Origin of the sequence: Leptolyngbya sp. FACHB-261 (assembly GCF_014696065.1) — a bacterium.
GTDB lineage: Bacteria > Cyanobacteriota > Cyanobacteriia > FACHB-261 > FACHB-261 > FACHB-261.
Map to the genome: position 1 here is coordinate 139845 of NZ_JACJPL010000026.1, position 24489 is coordinate 164333.

General features: G+C 48.2%; 20 protein-coding genes and 1 pseudogene. 9 read left to right on the top strand and 12 right to left on the bottom strand.

The features are described from left to right. Nucleotides 1-236: 236 nt before the first annotated feature. The 4 genes from H6F94_RS33290 to H6F94_RS16715 form a co-directional block, all read right to left on the bottom strand. The gene (locus H6F94_RS33290; RefSeq protein ID WP_190803374.1) at nt 237-4421 is read right to left on the bottom strand and encodes a response regulator; all 4185 of its coding nucleotides are present in this window, start codon (nt 4419-4421) and stop codon (nt 237-239) included. A gap of 79 nt (nt 4422-4500) precedes the next feature. Continuing rightward, nucleotides 4501-8823 (bottom strand): amino acid adenylation domain-containing protein, encoded by a 4323-nt coding sequence (locus tag H6F94_RS33295; protein ID WP_190803375.1) that lies wholly within the window; start codon nt 8821-8823, stop codon nt 4501-4503. Nucleotides 8824-9043: 220 nt separating this feature from the next. Beyond that, nucleotides 9044-9295 carry a helix-turn-helix domain-containing protein gene (locus tag H6F94_RS16710; RefSeq protein WP_190803376.1) on the bottom strand — a complete coding sequence of 84 codons (252 nt, stop codon included), beginning with the start codon at nt 9293-9295 and terminating at the stop codon, nt 9044-9046. A gap of 239 nt (nt 9296-9534) precedes the next feature. Continuing rightward, nucleotides 9535-9807, bottom strand: a complete 273-nt coding sequence (locus tag H6F94_RS16715; protein WP_190803377.1) for a DUF3303 domain-containing protein — start codon at nt 9805-9807, stop codon at nt 9535-9537. Between the two features lie 176 nt (nt 9808-9983). Here H6F94_RS16715 and H6F94_RS31725 point away from each other — a divergent pair, with 176 nt between their 5' ends. From H6F94_RS31725 to H6F94_RS16725, 4 genes and pseudogenes are all read left to right on the top strand, one after another. Then, the gene (locus H6F94_RS31725) at nt 9984-10277 is read left to right on the top strand and encodes a hypothetical protein (RefSeq protein ID WP_199320481.1); all 294 of its coding nucleotides are present in this window, start codon (nt 9984-9986) and stop codon (nt 10275-10277) included. A 95-nt stretch (nt 10278-10372) separates the two neighbouring features. After that, the gene (locus H6F94_RS31730; RefSeq protein ID WP_199320482.1) at nt 10373-10933 is read left to right on the top strand and encodes a HAMP domain-containing protein; all 561 of its coding nucleotides are present in this window, start codon (nt 10373-10375) and stop codon (nt 10931-10933) included. Between the two features lie 153 nt (nt 10934-11086). Next, nucleotides 11087-11439: pseudogene (locus H6F94_RS33580) on the top strand (sensor histidine kinase). Next, nucleotides 11411-12079: a response regulator transcription factor gene (locus H6F94_RS16725; protein WP_190803378.1), complete on the top strand. Its 669-nt coding sequence runs from the start codon at nt 11411-11413 to the stop codon at nt 12077-12079. The pseudogene H6F94_RS33580 and the gene H6F94_RS16725 overlap by 29 nt, the downstream one beginning before the upstream one ends. On the opposite strand, the gene H6F94_RS31745 is transcribed toward H6F94_RS16725, so the two are convergent. The 4 genes from H6F94_RS31745 to H6F94_RS16740 form a co-directional block, all read right to left on the bottom strand. Then, nucleotides 12068-12616 (bottom strand): hypothetical protein, encoded by a 549-nt coding sequence (locus H6F94_RS31745; RefSeq protein ID WP_199320485.1) that lies wholly within the window; start codon nt 12614-12616, stop codon nt 12068-12070. The genes H6F94_RS16725 and H6F94_RS31745 overlap by 12 nt on opposite strands. Next, nucleotides 12586-13104, bottom strand: a complete 519-nt coding sequence (locus tag H6F94_RS31750; RefSeq protein WP_199320486.1) for a cupin domain-containing protein — start codon at nt 13102-13104, stop codon at nt 12586-12588. The genes H6F94_RS31745 and H6F94_RS31750 overlap by 31 nt, the downstream gene beginning before the upstream one ends. Nucleotides 13105-13414: 310 nt before the next feature. Next, nucleotides 13415-13714: a hypothetical protein gene (locus H6F94_RS16735; RefSeq protein WP_190803379.1), complete on the bottom strand. Its 300-nt coding sequence runs from the start codon at nt 13712-13714 to the stop codon at nt 13415-13417. 200 nt (nt 13715-13914) lie between these two features. Then, complete coding sequence (locus H6F94_RS16740) at nt 13915-14211, bottom strand: hypothetical protein (protein ID WP_190803380.1); 297 nt, start codon at nt 14209-14211, stop codon at nt 13915-13917. A gap of 874 nt (nt 14212-15085) precedes the next feature. Between H6F94_RS16740 and H6F94_RS16745 the strand changes: the two genes are divergently transcribed. Continuing rightward, complete coding sequence (locus tag H6F94_RS16745) at nt 15086-16015, top strand: DUF4394 domain-containing protein (protein WP_190803381.1); 930 nt, start codon at nt 15086-15088, stop codon at nt 16013-16015. 227 nt (nt 16016-16242) lie between these two features. Then, nucleotides 16243-16821, top strand: coding sequence for a hypothetical protein (locus tag H6F94_RS16750; protein ID WP_190803382.1), 579 nt, complete (start codon nt 16243-16245; stop codon nt 16819-16821). Between the two features lie 77 nt (nt 16822-16898). Here the strand turns inward: H6F94_RS16750 and H6F94_RS16755 are convergent, their stop codons facing one another. Continuing rightward, nucleotides 16899-18104, bottom strand: a complete 1206-nt coding sequence (locus tag H6F94_RS16755) for a glutathione S-transferase family protein (protein WP_190803383.1) — start codon at nt 18102-18104, stop codon at nt 16899-16901. Between the two features lie 333 nt (nt 18105-18437). Between H6F94_RS16755 and H6F94_RS16760 the strand changes: the two genes are divergently transcribed. Genes H6F94_RS16760 through H6F94_RS16770 form a run of 3 tightly spaced genes read left to right on the top strand, consistent with a single transcriptional unit; the run spans nt 18438 to nt 20634 of the window. Next, nucleotides 18438-19376 (top strand): SMP-30/gluconolactonase/LRE family protein, encoded by a 939-nt coding sequence (locus H6F94_RS16760; RefSeq protein ID WP_190803384.1) that lies wholly within the window; start codon nt 18438-18440, stop codon nt 19374-19376. A 14-nt stretch (nt 19377-19390) separates the two neighbouring features. Beyond that, nucleotides 19391-19963: an antibiotic biosynthesis monooxygenase gene (locus H6F94_RS16765; RefSeq protein ID WP_190803385.1), complete on the top strand. Its 573-nt coding sequence runs from the start codon at nt 19391-19393 to the stop codon at nt 19961-19963. 35 nt (nt 19964-19998) lie between these two features. Next, nucleotides 19999-20634: an NADPH-dependent F420 reductase gene (locus tag H6F94_RS16770; RefSeq protein WP_190803386.1), complete on the top strand. Its 636-nt coding sequence runs from the start codon at nt 19999-20001 to the stop codon at nt 20632-20634. An 881-nt stretch (nt 20635-21515) separates the two neighbouring features. Here H6F94_RS16770 and H6F94_RS16775 read toward each other — a convergent pair. The 3 genes from H6F94_RS16775 to H6F94_RS33000 form a co-directional block, all read right to left on the bottom strand. Beyond that, nucleotides 21516-22268, bottom strand: a complete 753-nt coding sequence (locus H6F94_RS16775) for a glucose 1-dehydrogenase (protein WP_190803387.1) — start codon at nt 22266-22268, stop codon at nt 21516-21518. Between the two features lie 766 nt (nt 22269-23034). Further along, the gene (locus H6F94_RS16780; RefSeq protein WP_190803388.1) at nt 23035-23685 is read right to left on the bottom strand and encodes a DUF924 family protein; all 651 of its coding nucleotides are present in this window, start codon (nt 23683-23685) and stop codon (nt 23035-23037) included. A 170-nt stretch (nt 23686-23855) separates the two neighbouring features. Then, complete coding sequence (locus H6F94_RS33000; protein WP_277878109.1) at nt 23856-24389, bottom strand: sugar O-acetyltransferase; 534 nt, start codon at nt 24387-24389, stop codon at nt 23856-23858. Between the last annotated feature and the right edge of the window lie 100 nt (nt 24390-24489).

Here is a 24489-nt window from a genome sequence, read left to right on the forward strand (position 1 = left end):
TTCTCAAGCTTCACAGTACCGAGTAGCAAGCTATTACTCTTGGCTCCCGTCTACACCTTTGCACAAAGCCTTAACTCGACTAAAAGTTAAGGCCTTGTGCTTGTGCCCCAAAGATTGATGAACTAGCCTGCTTATATTAGATTCAGGATAATTCTGCCCCTACCAAGTCTGGTAGGTTTGGTAGAACGCTTTGCTGAGAATTCGAGCAACCAGCTTCTTGAATCCAGAATTTAGGGCTATGTGGACAGCGGATACTTACTGAGAGCTTGGATTAACTCTTCCTTTCGAATGGGCTTACTAATGTAGTCGTCCATTCCAGACTCAAGGCATGCTTCGCGATCACCTTGCATAGCGTTGGCTGTCATCGCAATGATTCGAGGGCGGCGCTCTTGAGGCCATTCTTGGCAAAGGAGACGAGTCGTGGTCAAGCCATCCATCTCTGGCATCTGCACATCCATCAGAACCACGTCGTAGGTTTGACGACGTAAGGATTCTAATACTTCAATACCATTACCTGCAATATCAGCTCGATAACCAATTCCTTTAAGTATGAGTAAAGCAACTTTCTGGTTCACAACGTTATCTTCGGCTAGCAAAATTCGTAGAGGAAGTTGCTCAGCTAGCAGAGGTTCAGCTTGAGGTAGGGGTGGTTGACCTGAGCCTATTTCAAGCTGTGAATCTTCCAGGACACCAACCAAAACGTCGTAGAGTTGGGATTGTTTGATTGGCTTGCATAGGGAAGCAGCAAAGAGCACACTGTCATCAACATCACTGGCTTCCTGCCTACCAAGGGAAGTTAATAGAACGAGGGGCAAGGCTTTACCCGCAGGTAGATTGCGGATTTCGTTTGCTAGATTTAAACCATCCATTTCTGGCATCTGCATGTCTAAGATTGCCAGATCAAAGGGCTTACCCTGCTGGAGCCAACTTAATGCTTCGGCTCCTGATTTGGCAGCGTGGGGTAGCATTTTCCACGCCTGCCCTTGCATGACTAATATTTCTCTGTTTGTGGCATTGTCGTCGACAATCAACAACCGTTTTTCAGCGAGTTTCACTTGCTGATTTCGCTGCTCAGTGTGCAAGCGGTTAGGAACAGATTCAGCAACCACAGTGACGTAAAAGGTAGAACCCTCGCCCACTTGGCTTTCAACCCAAATGCTACCCCCCATCATCTCGCTCAAGCGCTTACTAATTGCTAGGCCCAGGCCAGTACCCCCGTATTGGCGAGTGGTCGAAGAATCGACCTGGCTAAAGGACTGAAATAGGCGATCCATGCGCTCGTTAGGGATGCCAATACCAGTGTCTTTGACAGCAAAACAGATCTTGTATTTAGGGGATTGCAATTCCCCTACAGCGCTACTTGTGACTTGCTCATGAGCGGTCACAGAAACGACTATCTCTCCCTTTTCGGTGAATTTAACTGCATTACTCAACAGATTTACTAAGATTTGCCGAAGACGAGTAACATCTCCCAAAATTACCGTCGGCACTTGTGGCTCAACCCGATAAGCTAACTCCAAACTTTTCTCTGACGCTTCTAGGGCTAGCAGAGCTAGCGCATCTTCGACACAAGTTCGCAATTCAAAAGCTTGTTTCTCCAGCTCTAGCTTGTTGGATTCAACTTTCGAGAAGTCCAAAATGTCATTAATAATAGTAAGCAAGGAATCAGCACTGGTGCGAATCGTTTCAACAAAGTCCTGCTGCTGAGGCTGAAGCTCGGTATCTAACAGGAGCCCAGTCATGCCAATTACACCATTCATGGGAGTACGAATTTCATGACTCATATTTGCCAAAAAGGTGCTTTTGGCTTCAGAGGCTAACTCTGCTTGACGACGGGTTAATTCAAGCTCTTGTCTCTGATGGACTTCTTCCGCAAGAAGTTGTGCTTGCGCTAAAGCAATACTGACTTGATCTGCCAGCTGTTGCAGCAGTTGAACTTCCGAACTTTGCCACTGTCTTGCAACTGTGTTTTGGTGGACAATCAAAAGTCCCCAGGCGTCGGTTTTCAAAAGGATAGGCACTATCAGATGAGACTTTGCCTCAGACTGTTGTAGCAATTCCAAAGAACAGATTTTAGGGTCCATCTGCTCTAGCTCAGCGCTATCATCAGTTTGAATTTGCCACGAGTGCTGAAAAAACTCTGATGGCGGGCAAGAACTGGTAATTGTTGTCCCTAGAAGACTAGGGTAGCCAGGAACCACGGCTTCTGTAACTACCTTTCCATGAGACGCTGGCTGAATTTGGCAGATCAGCACTCGGTCCGCTTGGAGAATCTTTTGCACCTCCACGACGGTTGTCTGCAGAATGTCTTCCAGTTGCAAAGACTGACGGATTTTCAAGCTGATTTCCGCGAACAAATGCGCCTGTAGATTCTGAAGCCGTAAAGCTTCTTCCGCCCGCTTACGTTCCTTGACTTGTTGCCTAAGTAGCTCGTTGGCCTTAGATAGCTTGATGGTGCGTTGTGCGACCCGCCGCTCGAGTCGGTCGTGAGCTGCTTTCAGTTCCTCTTCTGTCTGCTTACGCTCGGTGATATCCCGCAAGATCACGACATATTCTTGTAGTCTTTGATTGGCTTGGTGGGAGAGGGTGACTTCAATGATGCGCGAGCCCTGCTCCCCTTGAGGGTATTGCTCACTGCGGTTGGGCCATTGCTCTGGCTTGCCTGTTAGTTCTGTAAAAAATACCTGGAGGGGCTTGCCCAATAGAACCGTATTGGCGAGCCCAAGCAAGTTCTCTGCCGCTGGGTTTGCTCGACGGATTGTGCCATTCTCATCTAGCACCACAATGCCATCTGGTACTGTCTCTAGCGCCATGCTGAGTAAGCTCTTTGCTTGATTCCGTGCCTCATCAATAGCCGCTACTTGGGGTAAGGTCGTCCAGCAAGCAATGGCCACACCTACGAAGGACAGGGTTACCAGCAGAATCACCAACATATTGCCATGCGTTATTGGTGAAATCTTGCTGAGTTGAGCACTGATACTCCAGCCCACTGTAGCGGCACCACAGATGAGCGAGATCAGCACTACGACTTGCAACATCACGAAGTCCTGCATCTTGCCCTGATGCTGTTGCGAGTAATGCCGTTGCCACCATGCGGGCTGCAAGACAGCAAAGGGCAAACGGCGCAGGGCAGCATCTATGACTAGAATGACAACCGGCAAGAGCAGGCCACTCAGCAAATCCTGCCAACTCCAGGCCAGACCTCCTATTACCAGCACTACTACTTCCACAAGCAGGAAACAGAGTGACCATTTAGGCCAACGTACTTCAGGTCTGCTCCGGTTCAGCCACAGCCCTAGATGCAGACCCATAATCGACAACAGATAGCCCGTTCCCGCCACAATGACTACGTGGGAAAGGTCATCCAATAGCAGACACACCAGGCTGAGCAGGAAAGTGCAGAGCAAGGCAGGACCCAACACCCCGCGTTGCGAAACCACCTTGAATACAGGCGAAAGGTGACCATCTAGTGCAAGCTGGTACAGAATCCGGGGGGTGCTGGCAACCGTGGTGGCACAAGTCAGCAGGCAGGCAAAGGCAATCAATAAGGTCACCAGCACCGAAGCAGACGGTCCCCAGAAGGGCTCAGCGGCAGCTAGCAGGTTCAGATATAGGTTGTCCCCTAGTCCGTCGGGTTGAGTTGCCAGTCGCATGAGCACCCAAGACCCTCCCACAAAGGCCACTGGCATCAGCCAGGCAGCGAAGTTCAGAAAGCGTAGAGTCTGAAGGGGTTGACGGCTATCGGCAACAAACGCAGCCGCTGTTTCACCGGAGTAAACCGAGTAAGTGGCAACGAAGAACCACTTGAGCCAATCGCCCAGGCTGAGGCTGGACCAGTGGCTAGGCAAAAGACCTGGGCTAGCCGGGGAGAAAGCTAGCCAGCCAAGTCCCTGTAGGCAAAACATCAGTAGGAAGGCAACTGCTGGAACTACAAAAAATAAGTGCAGAATTCCTAAGGCGCGGGTGCCACTAAAGCCAACGACAAAGGCAATGGCCGTAAAGCCAATTTTGAGCAGTGTTGTTGGGCAGGTAATTCCTAGAGGCTCCAGATTGGCTTGAATAAGATCTGTCAAAACGAAGGCATAAGCGGCAGGTGCTGTACCCCAGCCGATGAAGTAGCCGATGGCAGCATAGCGGCCTAGACTCGGCAACTTCTGTTGCGTCAGTAAGCGAGCCGCATAATTAGGAGTTCCACCTGCTACATCAGGCCAAAACTGCCCTAATCGCTGCACTTGCAGAATAAGCATGACCGAGACAATCACGCCCGGCAACCACAAGAAGACCGCTTGAGGACCGAGGGCAGCATGGATAGCGGGTGCAGTACCGATCCAGCCCACATGTCCTGAGAGGCCAAAACCCCAAGTTTCGAACGAGCTTAGGTTGCGAGATAGACTTGTTGTTAAGGATCTAGGGGACCTCACCCTGTTCACTCCATGAATTAAGTTTCTATGTGCAGTAACGTTTGTGCTTTTATGAGCTGAGTGTTGATGTGTGTGCTAGCTAGAAGGGACTAGTGAATTGGCCTTCTAGAGCCCCACTACGCTTTAGGTAGGCTAGGTAAGAATTCAGCAAGGTGATATCGACAGGTGGGCAAACGATGGAGGTTCCAGTTAGCCCCCTGACCGTGTTCTGACAGTCAAGAGCCTGAGCCCCGAGAGAACAAGTTTCTAAATAGGTTAAAGGTTTGTCTGAAGTTTTTTGGATCAACAGAGATGCTAGGGGCTTCAGCGCATTTTCCTGAGCATCATCTTCTAGTAAGGCAACTCGCCATTGCTCATAGTCCATCTGTTGAACAGGATAGCCGAGAGCACTAATTGTGTTGACTACCTCGCTAAGGTGTAAGGGTTGAGGATTGAGCAAGTGAAAAGCTTTGCCTAAAGACTCTGGCTGTCTCGACAGATGAACGATAGCCTTACTGACGTAATCAACTGGAATCAAATTGAGCATCAGCTCCAGGTCAGGCGCGTTGCCAAGCTGAATAAAGCCCTTGATCATTCTGCAGATCAGGTCATCTGTTCGAGAAATCCCTGTTTGGCTATGACCTGAAATCATGCCAGGTCTATAGATACAAACTGGTATTCCTCTTGATTTTGCAATGGTCATTAACTTCTCACCCACCCACTTGGTTTGGGTATAACCATCGCCGAGGGTTTTGTGAGGGGCAAGGTCGTCCTGTTCTTGAATGTCTTTCGTACCATAAGCTTCAGCCGTTTGAAACACATCAAGGGTAGAGACGAAATGCACCGGTTTCGTTTTGCTTTGGCTTGCCAATCTGAGGATTTCTTGGGTGCCAGAGACATTAGGCGCTTGCAAAGCAGCATAGGGATAGATCAAATTGACCAGTGCACCGTTGTGATAGATCAGGTCAATCTCGCTTGCTAGCTGACCAAATTGTTGTTCTGTAAGACCCAGCAAAGGCTGGGACAGATTGCCAACTACTGGAATAATTCTGGGGCTTAGCGTTTGATCCCAAAGTAAATAGTGCTCCAGGTTCTTCTGGATTTTTTGCCTGCCAGTTTCAGGATCAGCAGAGCGAGTCAAACAATAGATTTTTGCCTGAGTTTGTTGTAGAAGTTCATGGAGCAAAAACGCTCCCAAAAAGCCAGTAGCCCCAGTCAGGAAGATATGTCTGGGTTCAGCAGTTGGATCCGCTGCCTGCGCGGCTGGAACAATGGTTTCATCCAGAACGGCTTCAGCCTCAAGACTCGGCCCAGGTTGATCTTCAAGTGCAGCAGGGGAGCTTGAGTGCTGCTGAATTACCTGAGCAAATTCAGCAACTGTAGGGGCCTCAAAGAGGCATAGCAAGGGGAGCTTGATCTGGAGAGTTTCTTTCACCTGACAAACCAACTGAACAGTGAGTAACGAATCTCCTCCCAACTCGAAAAAGTTGTCATGGGTGCCAACCTGCTCGATTCCCAAGACCTGAGCCCAAATCTCTACTAATTGCTCCTCCAGCTCACTATGAGGGGCAATAAATTCTTCCGTCAAAATCGGTCTGGCTCGACTAGGAGTGGGTAGAGCTTGACGGTCTACTTTACCGGTGGGTGTCAGAGGCAGAGCATCCAAGAGAACAAACGTAGATGGCACCATGTAACCGGGTAACTTCTCCTGCATAAAGGAGCGTAACTGCCGTACTAGACTGTTAGCTCCTTTAGCTTGAAGAGGATTATTGGCATAAGTATGCCAGGATGTATTAGACACTATTCTATCACCGACCTTAGAGATCTTGTGCTTGTGTCTATCAACAGTTAAGGCTGATTGCTGCTGGAAAATAACATCATAGTAGCCCTCTGTACTGTTTCTCTCTGACCACTGGATATGAGTGGTATAGCCTAAATCTTGCCCAAGGCTCCATAACGCTTCAGGCTCAATCCCTATAAGCTGGGGCTTGTTTTGAAGGTTTGCTCGTAGGTCTTCCACGGTTCCAGAACCAGCATAATTTCTCAGCCATTCCATAGCACTCATTTCTTTGAGCAGCCGTGCATTTGGAATCTGGCTAACCTTAAGAGCTTTCGGTTGGGAATCTTTTAAGACTTGGTGAAGCGAAGATAGTGTGAGTTCCTGCTGTTGCCAGTCGAGTTCTAAAGGTTCGACCGGAGGCAAAGATTCAGTGCCAATGTGAAGAACTACATCGTAGCGAAACTGAGTAAATTCGTTGTGATAACAGCCGCGCTTTAGCTGTACTTGAACCTGGTTGATTTGGGGGAATCGCTGTTTGAGGGCAGCGAAAAAAGCTGGATCAATCACCAACTCTTTATCCTGCGCTACCCGCTCTTGAATCCGCTCCCGGAGGTGAGCAATTGGCAAAAAATCAGGAGCTTGATGCAGTTGAACCGAGGTGTGAAAGGCCTCCAGCAGAGGCAAACTGCGCACATCACCAATAAAGATGTGACCTCTGGGCTGAACAACTTTAACCGCTGTTTCTAAAACCTGTAGTAGATAGTCCAGATTTGGAAAATACTGAATGACAGAGTTGATGACAACCACGTCAAATGTTTCGGTGACTGTTGCCTCTAGGGCGTCAGCTGCCTTAGCTAGAACTGTGACCTGTGCTTGGCTCTGCTGACTGTCTAGTTGCTGCTGAACATAACCAATCGCTTCTGCAGAGATATCTGTGCCGACATAGCGAGAGCAATGGGGTGCAATTCTAAATAGCAATAATCCAGTACCACAGCCGATCTCCAGCACGCGCTTCGGCTGCAAAACAAGAATTCTCTCAACCGTGTAATCTAACCACTTCCGAATTTCATCGACTGGAGTTGGCAGGCCAGTATGACTGTCGTGGATACCACTGATATTAAATGTGGGCTCTTCGGGGGCTACCGGTTGGCTGTACGTTTCGTTCCACACCTGCTGCCAGTACAAAACTTGTTCACTCGGAGGTAGCGTGGGGGCAATAGGCTCGGCTGATGCCGACAATGGCTTTGGAACAATGTAAGCAACTAAGCGTTTGCCGTCTGATGAATCTGATGAATGCTTTTGAGCAACAACTACAGCTTCTCTAACGTTTGGATGTCCGTAGAGCTTGCTCTCAATCTCGCCCAATTCGATGCGGAAACCACGAATTTTGATCTGATGATCCGCACGCCCAATAAATTCAAGGCTGCCATCAGGTAGATAACGAGCGAGGTCTCCAGTTCTGTAAAGGCGGGCCGCTGGCTCGGTGCTTAGAGGGGGGCGAACAAACTTCGCCTGGTTCAGTTCAGGTCGATTCCAGTAGCCCCGAGCGAGACCAATACCCCCAATGTAGACCTCTCCTATCTCATTCAAAGCAACTGTCTGAAGCTGTGAATCTAGCAGATAGATTTGAGTGTTATCAAGCGGTTGACCAATTAGCCCTGGATGGCTCTCAGGCTCCACCCGGTACGCGGCAGACCAAACAGTTGTTTCTGTGGGACCATACATGTTCCAGACCGAACCACTACGCTCTAACAATTGCTCAGCTAGTGCTTGGGTTAGAGCCTCTCCACCGCAGAGAATTTTGAGCGACGGATCACCTCGCCATCCTGCTGACAGTAACAACCTCCAGGTTGCTGGCGTCCCTTGCATAACCGTTACCCCTAATTGGGTCAGCACTCTCATTAGCTGTGCTGGATCAGAGGCAACCTCACGACAAACCAAGGTAACGCAAGCCCCTACAGCAAGCGGTAGGTAGAGTTCCGGAACGGCCATATCGAAGGACACGGTCGTGATCGCAAGGAAGATATCTCGATGGGTTAATCCTGGCGCTCGGCTCATGGAATTGAGCAGATTCACTACAGACCGGTGCTCAATCTGAACTCCTTTTGGCTTGCCAGTAGAGCCTGAAGTATAGATGGTATAGGCCAAGTTATTGGCAAGCACATCGTTGGTTGAGTTTTCCTGGCTGCATTGGACAATAATCTGCCAATCCCGTTCTAGACAGACTACTTGTGCTTCAGTTTCTGGAAGCGCACTTAGCAAATGCTGGTGGGTTAACAATACGGTTATCTGCGAATCTTCCAGCATGAAGACTAAGCGTTCTTGCGGATACGCAGGGTCTAAAGGCACATAAGCACCACCAGCTTTTAAAATACCTAAAAGCCCAACTATTAGGTCAAGCGAGCGTTCCAAACAAATGCCAACCAGAACGTCAGGCCCCACTCCTAGTTTCTGTAGATAGTGCGCTAGTTGGTTAGCTTGCTGGTTCAGCTCTTGATAAGTAAGCTGTTGATTCTTAAAAGTAACTGCGATATTGTTAGGGACTTTTTCTGCCTGAAACTCAAATAACTGGTGAATGCATAAATCTTCTAGCCGCTGAACTTGAATGTTCTGCTGCTCTAGTTCGTTTATGTAGGTACTCACTAAGGCTTCTCCCTTTGGAACGCTAGATGTTGCAACTTTCTTAGGAAATAGCTCAAATTTAGGTTCTTGTTTTTGCGATGGAAAATAAGAACTTCACTCTAAAATCTCGAGTCCTCGTAAGGGTATGAGAGCAAGGTTATAAAATTGCGACCACTAATAATAGTTTTTTAACTAGATAGGCTAAACAACCCTCAATCTATTAACACCTCTAAACATAGAATTATTCTTCTGAGAAATACTTAGCTAGCAGGTCCTCACCCTCGACGCTGAGTTGCTGAATTAACTCTTCCAGCTTTTGCAAAGCCAGAGGAGAGGGTTTAGAGTGACCGTTCTCCCAACGATTTACGGTTAGGTGAGTGACTCCCAACTTAGCCGCAAACTTTTCCTGGGTTAGCTGGGTTTTTTGCCTGATCCTATAGATTAATTTGCCTACTCCCGGCTGATCTACTGGCAATGTTCTCTTACTGCTCATCCCTAGAAAGCATCATTTGATGTATCAACAAATGCATCCTAGTTGCTAGATCTGCCTCTGTAATCAGCATAACTACGGAGGATAAGAAAAGCGGCAGCCGCTGACACCTCGGTATTTAGGCAGACGGCAACCGCATCTCTCAGTGTCTTCTGCGTTGCCACTCTTGGGAGTGAGGGTACTCGCTCAGGGTTATAACTAATGGCCTTAAGGTTATGTCTGTTCCGAAAAAGCCACGCTGCCTATAGCTGGTGCGCAATATACTGAGCAGCTTCCGCTGAACTGCGCACCGGAATGATCTCAAAATGGCCAAGATCACTCCAAGCCTCAATCCAGATATCAAACAAGGCCCGATCATCGGTACGCATGAGTTGGAAGCACCTGAAGTAATCTAGGTCTACCCAGCTGTCTACATACTCAAGTCCAGGTGGCAATTGACGACCTCGGTCACGAGCACGACGATAAATATCAACCGCTGCACCTGCATTAAAGTATTCGATGACCATGTAAAGCATCAGCTACAGCTCCTGAAGCAGTTTGCTCTACTATTTTAAGGAAATATGTCTAGGCTCGCGATCATAGTAAAATCTTTATTGGAACTCTTTTCTTTTTTGCAATAGAGTCTAGAGAAGCAAGATTTAGAAAACCGATCTTAATTTACTACAGCCCAAGAGAAAGACAGGTTGAAAAGATGCGGTGGCACACTTGGCAAAGGCTGTTTGGGGAAGCACGAACTCGCATCTCAATTTCGTATTTTGTGTTGATGTTGTTTTTTGCTGGAGTCTCTATTCCAACAATTCGTCAAGTGTTATTCTCACGGGTGCAAGAACGAATTGAGCGATCTCTGGATCAAGAAGTAGAGGAATTTCGGCGCTTGATAGGGAGGAAAATCCCCGAACAGGTCAGCTATTTGGTGAAGATGCTGCTGCTATTTTTGATGTTTTTCTTTCTAGAAATATTCCTGGTGATGATGAATTTCTGCTGACACTATTAAATGGGAAACTGTACGAATACAGCCCCAGAGCGTTGCCAGAACCATTACAGCCCGGATCAGACTTGATTCAACAGTGGGCAGCTGCAGTGAAGCCAGAACAAAGAACGGTAAATACCTCTGCTGGAACCATTATCTATCGGGTTGAACCACTGATCATTAACCAGAAATGGATGGGGGTATTTGTTGTAGCCCATACAGCAGTCGGTGAAAGTCAAGAAGTCCAGGAAACCATTCAGGTGGTTATTCAAGTCATGCTTGTCGTGCTGGCACTATCTGTTGCCCTCTCTCGGTTGGCAGCAGGAAAAGTGCTCGCACCGCTTCAGTCATTGAAGGAAACAGCCCGTTCGGTCAGCGAATCAGACTTAACCCAACGAATTCCAGTGCAGGGCAGTGGAGACATTGCAGAACTTGCAATCACGTTTAACGACATGATGGAGCGGTTGCAGTTAGCATTTGCTAGTCAGCGAGACTTCATTAATGATGCTGGGCATGAACTCCGCGCCCCCATTACCATTATTCGTGGGCATCTAGAGCTGATGAGTAGCGATCCGGAAGAACAGCAAGAGACTCGGCTCCTGCTATTAGATGAGCTGGCTCGGATGAGCCGGTTTGTAGACGATTTAATTGTGTTGGCACAGGCTGAGTAACCCGACTTTTTATATTTAAAGACAATTGATGTTGCCGTATTAACAGAGAAATTGCTCGCTAAGGGAAGAGCGCTAGCGAGCCGAAACTGGCTGCTGGACAGGGTTGCTAAAGGAAAGATAGTGGGCGATCGCCAGCGAATTACTCAAGCAGTGATGAACTTAGCGCAGAATGCCACTCAACATACTCAGGAGAGCGACACAATCGCTCTTGGTTCTGTAATTGATGCAAATTATGTGCGTTTTTGGGTGCGAGACACGGGCAAAGGCATTGCCCCTGCTGATCAGAAGCGGATTTTTGAACGTTTTGCCCAGGCTGCCAATAGCTATCGCCGCTCAGAAGGGCCGGGTTGGGGTTATCGATCGTAAGAGCCATTGCAGAAGCTCACGGTGGACGGGTTGAACTGTATAGTCACCTGGGAGCTGGATCGACCTTCACCATCGTCTTGCCGTTAGAGTTGCTTCAAAGAGTGGAGACCCGTGCATCAAATTCTCATCGCGGAAGATGAGCCTCGTATTGCCTCCTTTGTCGAGAAGGGCTTACGCGCTCATGGCTTTACTACGTCCGTCGTGACTGAAGCCCAAGAGGTGCTGGTGCTGGTTCAGGAAAGTCAGTTCGATCTGCTTATTCTAGACTTGGGGCTTCCCGGCAAAGATGGGCTAAGTGTGCTAGAGGAGCTGCGGGGACAGGGAGAGCAACTGCCAATCATCATCCTGACAGCTCGAAATAGCATCAAGGACAAGGTGGCTGGGTTAGAAGGTGGTGCAGATGATTACATCACTAAGCCCTTTCGATTCGAGGAACTACTGGCACGGGTAAGAGCACGCCTGCGAAATGCAACTGCATCGCAAGGGAAAGATGAGCAGATTTTGCGGGTTCGTGATGTGACTCTAGATTTACGTACTCGAAGGGCAAAAGTTGGCGAGCGCACAGTTGAGCTACCTGCTCGCGAATTTACCCTGGCTGAAACCTTCTTAAGCCACCCTGGGCAGGTTATGAGCCGACAGCAACTGCTAGATCGGGTCTGGGGTTACGATTATGACCCAGGCTCTAACATCGTTGATGTTTATGTAGGTTACCTACGCAAGAAGCTGGGCAACGACCTGATTGAGACTGTTCGAGGTATGGGTTATCGCCTACGAGTGTAAGTACGGGCTAACAGAGGCGGGCTTGACCTGTAAAATTCCCTCTGTCACGAGGCGTGTGATTAGTGGAGCAATATCCCCCTCAAAATCAAGCTCAGGCGCCCAATTGGCAATGTCAGACAGGCTGAATTCAGCCTGCCTCCACAAGTTCTCCGCTAAAGTTTGTGGAATGCCCTTCAGCTCAATCTGCTTTGATCCAGCTTGCACGCGATAATACTCCTCCCCAAGCTGGTTAAGGCGAATGTGATGTAATTGTGACCAAGCAAACCGAGTCGAAAATAAATCTGGAAAAATATCTGACCCCATTTGACTGGGCAGGTTAACTAGTAGTGAGGGATGATCACGATAGGCGAGAGCGTCAATATATCGCTGGAGCAAATCAGGCTGATGTAAGGACTCAATCAATTGCTGACGGAGTTGAGTCAACTGCTGTTCTAAAGCTTCAGTGTTGTCGCCAACCATTGCAGGTAAGCTTTGCCGCCACTCCGCTTTCTTCTGTAAGTCGCCAATCAACCAAGCCAGTCTAGTCCGGTTTGGCATTCAATTCCCACTGTTAGGTGAAGAGATGGCTGTTCGCAAGCGACCGCATAATGCCAATGTCCTCTTGGGATGTAAAGTAAATCTCCAGCTCTAAGAGTGCATTCCAGATAGGGCGGCTCTGTCAGTTGAAGCTGCTTTGATGAAGGCATGTTTGAAGTGGGATAGGATACTGTTTCTCGATAAACAAACCACTTCTTCTCGCCATCAATTTGCAGGATTAGGACATCGTGTGTGTCATAGTGGCAATCAAACCCTTGTTGTCTTGCGGGTGAGCAGTACAGGTTGACATGGGTTTCATAACCAATGTCACATCGTAAATTAGCCGCGAGTTGAGCAACTGCTGGAACTCGTTGATGAACGCCATTGATGATCAGTGTCGCCCCCTGTCGCAGCCGATCGCTCCAATCGCGTCGATCGCGCGTCTCTGGTAGCGACTTACCCTCTGTTGAAAAACGTAAATCTGGTTCTGTAAGTTTCTGATAGTTCAATAGGTAATTTCAATCATTCCATGAAAAAACGGTTTGGAATTTCTGAGGATTGTCTGTCGAAATGTGAATTGCTTCCTGGGTCCAGTATTGCGCCAAGAACTGCTCAATGACAAGCGGTGCTAGTAGCTGCTGTAGAGTCCTCATAGCTAAGTAATATCTCTAAAAAACTTCTGCGATTTCTCAATCTAGCTGTACAAGGACAAGAAAGGGGACGAGAAGCTCTCAATTATTCAAGCTAAACGTACTTACAAAATTAAGCCTCTCAATCAGTTCCCGTCCCCTAAAACTGCTCTAAAACAACAAGCCTGGTTTAGTCGTCATCATCATCCAGCCACCAGCGTCTGCGACCAGAGTCACTGTCACTATTGCTATTGCTATTGCTGCTGCTATTGCTATTGCTGTTGCTATTGCTGTTGCTGCTGTTACCAGCGATAATGAATTCAGAGAAATCGCGGCCTGCTAAGTCGATCACCTCAACGTCAAGAGCCGATTGCTGGGTTGCTACAGTCCGCTCCGAGGACACGGCGGCATTAGCTAACTGGCTCCCTAGTGGCAATAAAAAGCCAAGATTGGCACCCATCATTAGACAGAGAATTACCTTAGGACTCATACGCAGCTCCTTTTAGGTTAGGTTAGTGGTCCGAGGAACCAGAGAACTTGGTATTAGTTCCCTCGATTACTACCTTTCAACGCCTCAATGAAGAAGAGATGAACAATAAATGAGAAAGTTCTCATCGTCAACTTCAAATACCAAATAGGTTAATTGAAATAACTCGTTTTATTGGACGCAATTATCAAAGCCAGTGAATATTAATAAATTAAGCCAGAAGCTAAGTCACAGGTGATCAGAATCTGAAACTTGCCGGCAGGAACACTGCTGCTCAACCGCCTAATAAATAGATGATAGGTGCCAGTCTCTGTACGAACATCTCGCTCAAGCGCAACAATCGGAGCATCGCTTTGAGCGCTCTCTTCTAAAAAGCTACAGGCGTCGAGTAGGGCTTCAACGACTTGCGAATCGTTCGCACCTCCCAGCGCTCGTTCAACTAGAGCTACGGCCTGAGGCAGAAGACGACTTCTAAGCTCGGTAGATTGAGTAGAACTCATAGCATAATTCTCCCAAGGCTTGCATTACCTGAATGTCAATAAGTTACATTAGGCTAATTGTAACGGTTAAGAGCAATAAGTGGCAGATATATCGAATATAGCTCTAAAGACTTTTTTCAACAGCTTCATTGCTATGCCATGTCGTATTTCTTTCCACCCAGTATTCTTTGCCGTTTTTGACGAGTCCCATCGAAGATTTCGAGTATTCTAATCTTCACCTGCAAGTGTCAGGTAGAAGTTGATTGATTCTGAACTCATCAATCCAGACAATGACATCTCAATAAAGTTGCCACGTAGTTAGGCTACTGCATAGCTATATTTTCAAGCTATTGTCTGACGATCAATTTCCAAATCACTTGCTTCTGACCAATTGCAGATAATCTTTCAACAACTAACTCAACCCATTCTGTAACAAGCCGATGATGAGATTGAGTAGTTTTCGGCAACCTTCACAACTTCATTAGCGTTTGCAACTGCCCAAAGTTCAATCTACACTCACAAGTCAACGATTCAGCAACCTATCCGCGGGTAAATACGGAGCTGGAACAGGCTTACCGATGGGTTAGACGATCATAGGCACGCCATATCTCTGCAACGTTACTTGATCAAATTGAGGCTATCAGAGCTGGGATGCCTGCTAGTTCACAAAAGCTTTACATAACAACCAATTAGACCCACAACATGCAAAGTTTTCGTGAAGGCCTTTCTGTTCGGTCTCCAAAAGAGGATCTCAACCGTAACGAGGCAGCTGACCGCAAATATACAGAGGTGGGTCAAGCACGGCGAAATCCAAGCCTGCTCGTACTTCTGTAGGGTTTGTAGGGTTTCTGAGTATGTCCGCGACTGTATTCCAGCAAATCCCTAGGAGATTTTCATGAGACTGAACAGATTCAATACAATCGCAGTCCTATTCGTCGCAACAGCTCTCACCTTGCTCAAGGACGTTCCAGCAGCGCAAGCTGCAACGACTCGGCTGTTTGGTCTCACCGAGAGCAATACCTTACTTTCCTTTGATCCTAATGATCCTGCTGAAACAAGACGTCTTAGCGTAACTGGCATCAACGGTACGTTGTTAGGAATTGACTTTCGTTCAGCCAACGGTTTGCTTTACGGTGTCACCGATAAGAATGGCATCTATACTATTGACCTAGTTACCGGTGCTGCAACCTTACAAAATTCGCTCTCTCCCCTCGGCTTCACTAGCGGGCAGCAATCAGGGCTAGACTTTAACCCAGCTGCTGATCGTCTCCGGTTAGTTGGCAGCAATGATCAAAACTTCCGCATCAATGTTGATACGGGTGTAGTAGCTGACTTTGACCTCAACACGGTAGGTGTTCAGCCTGACGCTAGCCTAGCTTATGCACCTGGAGATGTTAACGCTGGTGTAGACCCCAATATCACCGCCGCTGCATATACCAACGCATTCCGAGGCGCGCCCGCCGGTCGAACAACCCAACTGTATGGCATTGACTTTGCTCAGGATGTATTAGTTCTGCAAAATCCACCCAACGCTGGCACGCTGAACACTGTAGGTTCTTTAGGAGTTGATTTTGGAGCGCTGGGAGGATTTGACATCTTCTCACCTAGTAAGGGGATAAATACCGCCTTTGCAGCTTCTGGTTCAACCCTATACAAGATTGATCTACCAACAGGAAAGGCAACAGCTCAAGGCACTATTGGTCGGGGCGACACTCCCCTGATTGGTCTAGCCGCAACCTCGGTTCCCGAACCTGCTACTCTCAGTAGCCTGATTGGTTTAGGAATTGTTGGTTTACTCAGCCGTCGTCGCCGCTCTGCTCAATAAATATAGGCTGTAGCTCCTACCGCAGATTACAATCAGCAGCTCACAATTGCTTGAGGGCGTGGAAGTTCCACCTCCTCAGGCAATTGCTTGCTTTAAGCATTTCAGCAAAAGCTACTCGCTTAATTGAGAACTAACAAACCCTACCCGATCGGGTGATTTAGCTTGCGGCAGCGGAACTATTTCTTTTTGACCTGTATCTTAGTCGATGGACAAGGTGAGGGCAAACGATGCTACGGGGTAGTTTGATCAAGATTGGTTTGACAATCGGAATATTATTTAATGCTGGCTTGACAGAAACGGCATCAGCAACCTCAGCAGGCCCAATAGGACGGACGATTTTTGCTGAAAGCCCACAAACGGTTGAGCGTTATTTTGGACGCTATTGGACACGCCTAACTCAAACAGATGCACAGGGCAATACCACCCGAATCTACACCTATAATCCTGCTCGGTTTCGGGGAGTGTTTCCTGAATCGAAGCGGATGAAATTTTACATCACCTTCGTTAATGATCGTGCGCAATCGGTCCACCTGGAGGACATGTCGACTTACCTCAATCGGGTGCCTGATCGCATGGATAGTTTTTATGAGGTGGTCTTTGGCTATCGTCCATCACTCACCAATCCGGTTTATCACCGCCTGGTCAGTGACCCAGGTGGAGCCAATGGAACGCTGCAAGGACTGGCCTATTGCATGGAGCCAGGTACTGCCCTGGCTTTTGAGGCGGTGAGTGTTGCAGAAATTGCCACGTTTGCAATGCTGAGTCGGGACGCCCGCTGTAATGCAAGCACCCCTGCTCCTCAGTGACACTTGCTCTCGAAGCTTGCTCTCTTAATAGTCAGTGAGTTTGCACGGGGCGATCGCTGTTGGCTGGTATGAATGGCCTAGGTCCTGACAAAGTTAGCCGGGTCCTGATCGCGCCGATGGTTAGCTGGAATGGGGGGGGCCTGACCATCACCTACCAGGGCGGCAGTTTTCTCTAGGGCTTCCCTTAGCCGCTTTGCCGCGTAGATAGACATGTCCCGGGGTACATTAACCCTGTCGCGCAGATATCTCAGGGCAACATCAGACCCTGAGGGCGGCACACGAGTTTTGCCGGTCATCATGTAGGTTAGGGCGCAACGCAAGGCTTCATCAAACAATCGGTCATCAGCGGGGTTGACTCGAATGATATTGGCACGGTGCTTGATCACGCGTTGAAGCGCTTCAATGCGGGAGGATTCAGGCTCTGGGTAAGTCACATCAGGTAACCCAAACCAGGGGCCTTGATCCACCTGTGCCTTATTGAGTAGCATCTGGGGCTCCCCGTTTTCCCAGCAACCTCCCATCTGGGGGGGCAAATCATGCACATGGGTATGAAAGTCACTCTGAGTACCGCGATAGGTCGGTCGGCTTTCCATCGCCGCAAACCAGCCTGCCAAGTGCCGGTTTTCCTCTCGTAGTGAGTAGCCTTTGTAGTAGTAAAGACTGGCATTCATACGCTCGACATAGGGCGTAAAAATAACGTCAGCTGTGCTGAATTCCTCTAGAAAATAAGGGCCTGGAGTGCTGCTTAGGGCGTCCTCAACCTTGACCGCTATGCCTTTGAATTGGTCTCGGTTGCGCTGCTCTTGCCGAGGTGACCCGGCCGGATAGCAAAGCCAGGAACACCAGGCTCTAAAGAGAACTCGTTCCAGCCGCCGTAGCGGCAGCACCTTGGGGTCTTGCATACCAGGCCCCAAAGGTCCGAAGACCTGTTCCAGGGCGAGCAAGATGTCATCGCTTTCCGTGATCACGCGACCATCCAGCTCGATGGCCGGCAGCATACCTGACGGCACTTTGCGTTTGTACCAGCTCTCTTTCTCCCCATAGCAGAACATTGTTACTTTCTCGATGCGGTAGGGGATCTGCTTTTCCTCTAACCACAGCCAGACTTTCTGACAATAGGGGCACCAAGCGTGGTTGTCGCGGTATAGCGTTACGCGCACATCAGCTTCAGTCTGACCGAATAAGCGCAAACGGGCTTGAGCATTGGTGGGCCCGTTGACGGTATCAACTTGAAAGTTCGTGAGCGTTTCAAGCTCTGGCCAGCTGAGAGGAGATAGGGTCATGGAGTTGGGAGTCATTGTGAGCTTAAAATCACCAGTTTTAGATGGTTCCGATCGATTTTGTAGGAGCCAAACTCTAATGCAAATCAAAATTTACAGTCGATGATTAATTGTAAACCAGTCCCACATTCAAAAGCTCAAGGTAGTTTAGCCCTGAACATCCACAGATACACTTGAAGGATCGTCCCGAACGACTGCCCCCTTCGGTTAAAAAATTTCAGGTTATAGACGCGAACAGGGTGCAGAAGCATTGGAAAGTTATGCCCAATACAAAACTATTTGAGTGAATTTAGTGTAGTTTTAGCTGTACTGAAGAAAATATAGGGAGACTTGTGCGTGGTTGTTTCATCGGGATTGCCTCCCATTTTTGCCCAAACGCCAATCGCTCTGGTAGCAGCAGAGGTAGTCGCAGAATTTCCAGCCAATACATTTCTAGAAAGTATTGCTGTCAGTCCTGATAACACTCTGTTTATCACTGATCACTTAAATGGCAGCGTCTGGCGCATTGGTGCCGACGGTCAGACCATCCTTCATGCCAAGATTGCTGGAAAGGCAACGGGGCTTGTCTGTCTGCCGAACGGCAACCTTCTACTCAGTGCTTGGGATGAACAGAATGTTGCTACTGTGTTCAACATCTCACCGGACGGAGAAACTAGTGTTTTAGTAACGCTGCCTGATGCCATATTCCTCAATGGCATGACACCTTTGAGCGGCGGCTCGCTTCTAGACGGCACCGAACCCATCTTAATTGCTGACTCCTACCGTGGAGTTATTTGGCTACTCAATGTGCCTGAAAAAACAGTTCACATCTGGCTTGAGCACCCTTACTTAGTCCGCAGTTCTCCTGACAAAGAATTTCCAGCAGTTAATGGGCTGAAAATTTATGATGGAGTGTTATACGCATCCAACACCGAGAAAATGCAACTAGTCAAAATCCCCATAGTGAATGGGCAACCTGGAGAACCAGAAGTTTTTGTGACTCCGATTAATCTGGATGACTTTGCCTTTGATCAAGAAGGTAATCTCTACGGAACTACTCACATTTACAACAGTGTTGTGAGAATTGCACCAGAAGGAACTGTAACCGTGATTGCGGAAGCGGAAGCAGGTATGACAGGCAGCACTGCCCTTGCATTTGGACGGGGTGAAAGCGACCGCACAAGTGTTTACGTTGTCACCAATGGCGGTATGTCATTTCCACCTGCTACAGGAGTGGAACTGGCTAAGGTCATTCGCCTAGAAGCTGGCATTCCAGGATTGCCGATTGGGAAGTAAATCATTCTGAGCCAATGCAGCCCCTGAACAATGCTGACGATCCTCCAGTTACCATCCATGTACTTCACCGAGTAAAGCCAGGTTGTGAAGCTACCTTCGAGCAGGTCCTTGGCGACTTAATCACTGCTGCCCATTCTTATGAAGGACATCTTGGTGTGAATGTGTTTCGCTCTGGTAATAACACAAACCCCGAATATCAAGTTGTCTTCAAGTTTGACCAGGGAAGTCATTTCAAACAGTGGGAGTCATCGGCAATTCGGCAGCAATTGTTAACGCGAGTTAACCAGCTAACCGTTGATGCGGGGCAAATCTCGGTTCTCACTGGGCTAGAAACCTGGTTCACCTTACCAACCAAACCCGGATTGCCACCGCCCCCTCGTTACAAAATGTTTGTAATTACGTGGGCAACTATTTTTGTCCTGATTAGTTTAATGAATCAGCTGGTGATTCCACTATTGCACTCCCTACCATCCCTGCTCGGAACGCTGATCGTAACTGGACTCATGGTATTCCTGATGACCTACGTCGTTATGCCACGAATAACCAAGTTGTTTGCGCAATGGCTATATCCAAAAGCGAAACATTGAGCAGATCAATAAACTCACCCAATAGAAGTATCACCATGACTATGAAGATTGGCATTATCGGTGCGGGCAATATGGGCACCGGCATGGGCAAATTCTGGGCGAAAAACGGGCATCAGCTTATGTTCAGCTATTCACGCAGTTTAGAAAAACTGAAGGCAACGGCAGCCTCTGTCAGCGCAGATACTTTGACAGGCACGCCTGCTGAAGCTGTGCAATTTGCTGATGTCGTTGTGCTATCGGTCGCTTGGGCTGCGGTTGAAGATGCACTGCAGCAAGCAGGTTCATTGGATAGCAAGATCCTGTTTAGTTGTGTCAATGCTCTTTTGCCTGACATGAGTGGATTGGCTGTTGGCACAACCACATCCGCCGCTGAGGAAATCGCCAAACTAGCACCTGGTGCCCGCTTGGTAGAATCGATGCCATTATTTGCGGAGGTGTTGCATTCTCCCTCCACCCAGTTTAATGGGCAGACTCCAACTGTGTTTTACTGCGGGGATGATGCGGAAGCCAAGACAATTGTGGCTGGCTTGCTGCAAGAAACGGAGTGTGAGGCCATTGATGCGGGGCCCCTCCGAAATGCCCGCTATGTTGAACCCGCAGGAATGCTGTTAGTGCAGCTTGCCTACGCACAGCAAATGGGACAAGTGGCAATAAAACTCTTACAGCGTTGAATTAGCATCCTCGCCCCTTCAGAGGGGCGAGAAATCCTCTACCGTTTGCTATGCGGTGAGTACAGTGCGCCCTTGCGTCAAATTCTCCTGGTTGATCATCAGCTTCGGGCGAGCAACACGGGCGATCAATTGGCTCAAAATTGAGGTTTCAGGAAGCTCGCCGCTTAAGGCTGGGGTAAGGCATGGATGCAGCGATTGCTAGTCAGCCTGTGGGGTGAAAGACCGTCACAGTTCAGCCGTGAATACAGGCGGTTGTTTGGTGTACCCCCGTCTCGCAATATTACTCAGCTAAAAATGTGCCTATACCCAACTCGTCTGAGCGGCTACAGAATTGGTATGATTTTTGCGCTCGCCAGGTGCCAATAACTTTCGGAGTTCGATATGAAGAGATTTGTTTAATGCTTAATGACTTGTTCTGGCGTCCTTCATAGCTTTCATGGCCGCAAGTAACGACTGCTTAGAATAATGGCTCTCCAAAATAGCCATACTAGAAAGCTATAGAACATAATATTCAGAACAAATGTTGCTGGGTTCCTAGAGATATAATCCTCCAACCCGACTTTGCCCCAGCCGCTTGTGGGAGAACCTATTTCGTGATCCCAAACCATTGGCAATAGGAAGCCTGCCCTTTGCTCACCAAATTTACACTGATCTATCTGACAGGGTTCTTTTATGCACAACTGCTGGCAGTTAGCTGGCCGTTTGTAGCCTAAGGAGGATATCGTCAAACCTGTTCCAACCAGGATAATTAGGACAGTTAGGATTACTCTATAACCCAAAAAGCCAAGTTTTGACATCAGCTTGACTCCTCCCTTTAGGTTGTCGAAACCCATTAACCACTAGGATCTCATAACAACTCGCTTTAAAGAAACGATCGTAATCTACTGTGCTGTATAGCCACCATCAATAACCAAGTTATGCCCGGTGATGTAAGAAGCATCGTCAGAACATAGCCAAGCTACTGCTTTAGCAATCTCCTCTGGTTTTCCACCCCGCTTGAGAGGTACACTTGCCTCCATTTGCTCCAGGGTGTCATCAGGAACCTCAGCAAGCAAATCAGTCAGAATTAGACCTGGGCTAACGCAGTTGACCCGAACACCTTGTCCCCCGTATTCCATGGCGGCTGTTCGGGTTAGAGCCACTACGCCGCCTTTGGCTGCGGTGTAGCTGGCGAAGTTGGGCACACCGATTACACCACCGCCTTGAGATGCCATATTGACAATCGCTCCACCTCCGCTTTTGAGCAGAGCTGGAATCTCATATTTCATAGACAACCACACTGCTTTCAGGTTGACGCTCAATTCTGAGTCCCATCCCTGCTCTGACAGTTCAACTAGAGGGACCGCTTTACCAGTCCCAGCATTGTTGAAAACACAATCGAGCCGGCTATAAGTCTCTAAAGTCTTGGTGATCAGTACCTCAATATCTGCTGCCTTCGTTACATCAGTTTTAACGAAAAAACCATCACCACCAGTCGCTTTGACCTGACGAACTGTTTCCTCCCCTTCTGCCTCTCTGCGGGCCGCAACAACGACCTTCACTCCTTGTCTGGCTAACTCAATTGCAGTGGCTCGACCGATGCCAGAACTTCCACCCGTGACGATCGCGACCTTCCCACTTAGCCCAAGGCTCATGTTGCTAGCTCCCATTTACACCTGCTTTTGGACAATTTAGGAAAAATGTTGGCAATTGTCTATCAATTTCTTGCGATCGTGCTTTGAAGATATCTTCTTGACTGCACCTTGCAATGATTTAACAGTCCAGTGTTGCTTACACCCACCGCCAATAACTTCTGCATCATAGTCAATTGACTTGCATCAGTAGGCATGTATAGGCTCTGTTAGTTTGCTGTGAGGTTGTAGTTACGAAGTTGCTAGATACAGACATGTGCAATAAGCTAGCCGAACTTGACCTTGCTTATCACAGTAACGAGTATGTGAGTCTGATAACTCTGAAACAAGTTCTCCTAAAGCAAAAACTTTGGAGCGTATCCCTAGCTCCGAGCTAACCTAACCAAGCCAGTAGAGAAAAGATCTAAAGAATGTGTTCCTAAAACTGGGGCACAGAATTGGTTGAGGCTCCTATCGGCATCCTCACGGCAATTTCTTTCTTAGCTTAAATTCGGCAAGGATAAAGCGAACTAACGGCAAAATCGAGTGGCGGCTAATAGAGCTGAACTTAAGCGTGGAACCTCCCATCCATTGATATCCAACACCCACAGGAAACCTTTCTATTACAGCTCTACAATCATTCAACAGGCTAAGGCTCAAACCAGCCGCTAGAAACAACCTTGACAACAACCGCAATGGCTTTCGGCAGTCTGCTTTTACCGACTTGTCAGGCGAATTGGCTAAGGGAATTTTGCTGATGTTATAGATGTCAAAAGATGGCTGAGCTGTTTTAAGGATTGGAGAGAAATTGCGATAGGTCAGAGGGCATCGAACGTGTATGTACGAGCTGGCCAGTCGCAAGGTACTCCAGTTCCTCGGGAGTTGATTGGCGCCCTAGGACCTCGTTGCGATGAGGCTGACGGCCAAACAGGGCAATCACGTCTCGATGTCTACGCGCTTGCCCTGCAGAAAACTCCAGCAACGGTCGATGCTCCGGTGGCGCTTCCTGCACAAGGCCATCTGCCAGCTTGATCGCTAGCTCTAGGTTGCTGAGATCCTCAGCATGCCCTAGTGGTAGCAAGAAGAAGGTCTTCTCCCAAGGAGTCTCAAGAGCTGCGTAGTGACCAAGGTCGATTCCTTCAAGGGTCAGTGCCCGAGCCTTCGAGTCCTGAGCGAAGGCTTGAGCCGTTCCCCGATAGATAGTTCGTGAGAACTGGTCGAGGACGAGGATCAGTGCGAGGCGTGACTGTGGCTCGCACGACCAGGCATCGAGTTCACCCTGCACAGCTCGTTCCAGCAGTGGTGCAAAATGCTCGGTTACCTCAGCGTTGGTTCCTCCACGAAACCACCTATCCCACTGCCGAACCATTGCTGCTTGAGCAGGGTTTGCTTGGCTGGGAAACCAGAACTGAAGAACGTCTTCGGGCCGTTCAGTTTTCAAGATGAACCTTCCTTCTTCTTAATTTGTTGTTAAACACAGCTTCCTTGTTTAAATTGGTTAAATCACCGGTTCGGGTATTTAGGCAGAAATGTTCAGGGGCTATAGGATGAACTCGAACGGTAGTCAAAAAGTCCCTTTTCGCGCGTTGCAAAAGAATTTCTATGCTGCTTTCATACCTCTCTGATCACTCTACAAGGATTTCCTACTGCAACAACATTCGCTGGAATATCTTTAGTGACAACACTTCCTGCGCCAATTGTAGTATTATCCCCAATCGTAATACCCGGACAGACGATGGCTCCGCCGCCAATCCAAACATTATCACCAATGGTTATTGGAGCAGCTATCTCCACACCAGTTTTTCTAGCTTCTGGATCTAATGGATGATACACCGTATAAATTTGTACTTTAGGCGCAAGCAGTACATTGCTACCCAGATAGACTTTATTGCAATCTAGGATGACGCAATCGTAATTGATATACAGATTGTCTTTCGCATAGATATGACAACCATAATCGCAACGAAACGGGGGTTGTATTGCAAAAATTTGCCCCACCTCACCGAAAAGAGCTTGGATAATCTCCCGCCGCCTTTCAGCTTCATCAGGCGGCAATGAATTAAACTCATACAAGAGATGTTGTGCTTTTGTACGCATCTCTACAAGTTCAGGATCAGCCTCAAGGTATGGCTCATTCGCTAGCATCTTCTCTCTTGCCGTTCTCTGCATATTTCTAGGGGCAACATCTATAAAGTGAAAAGCTGCGCTAATTCTCTCTCAATACTCAGTGACTTTCAATCTACTG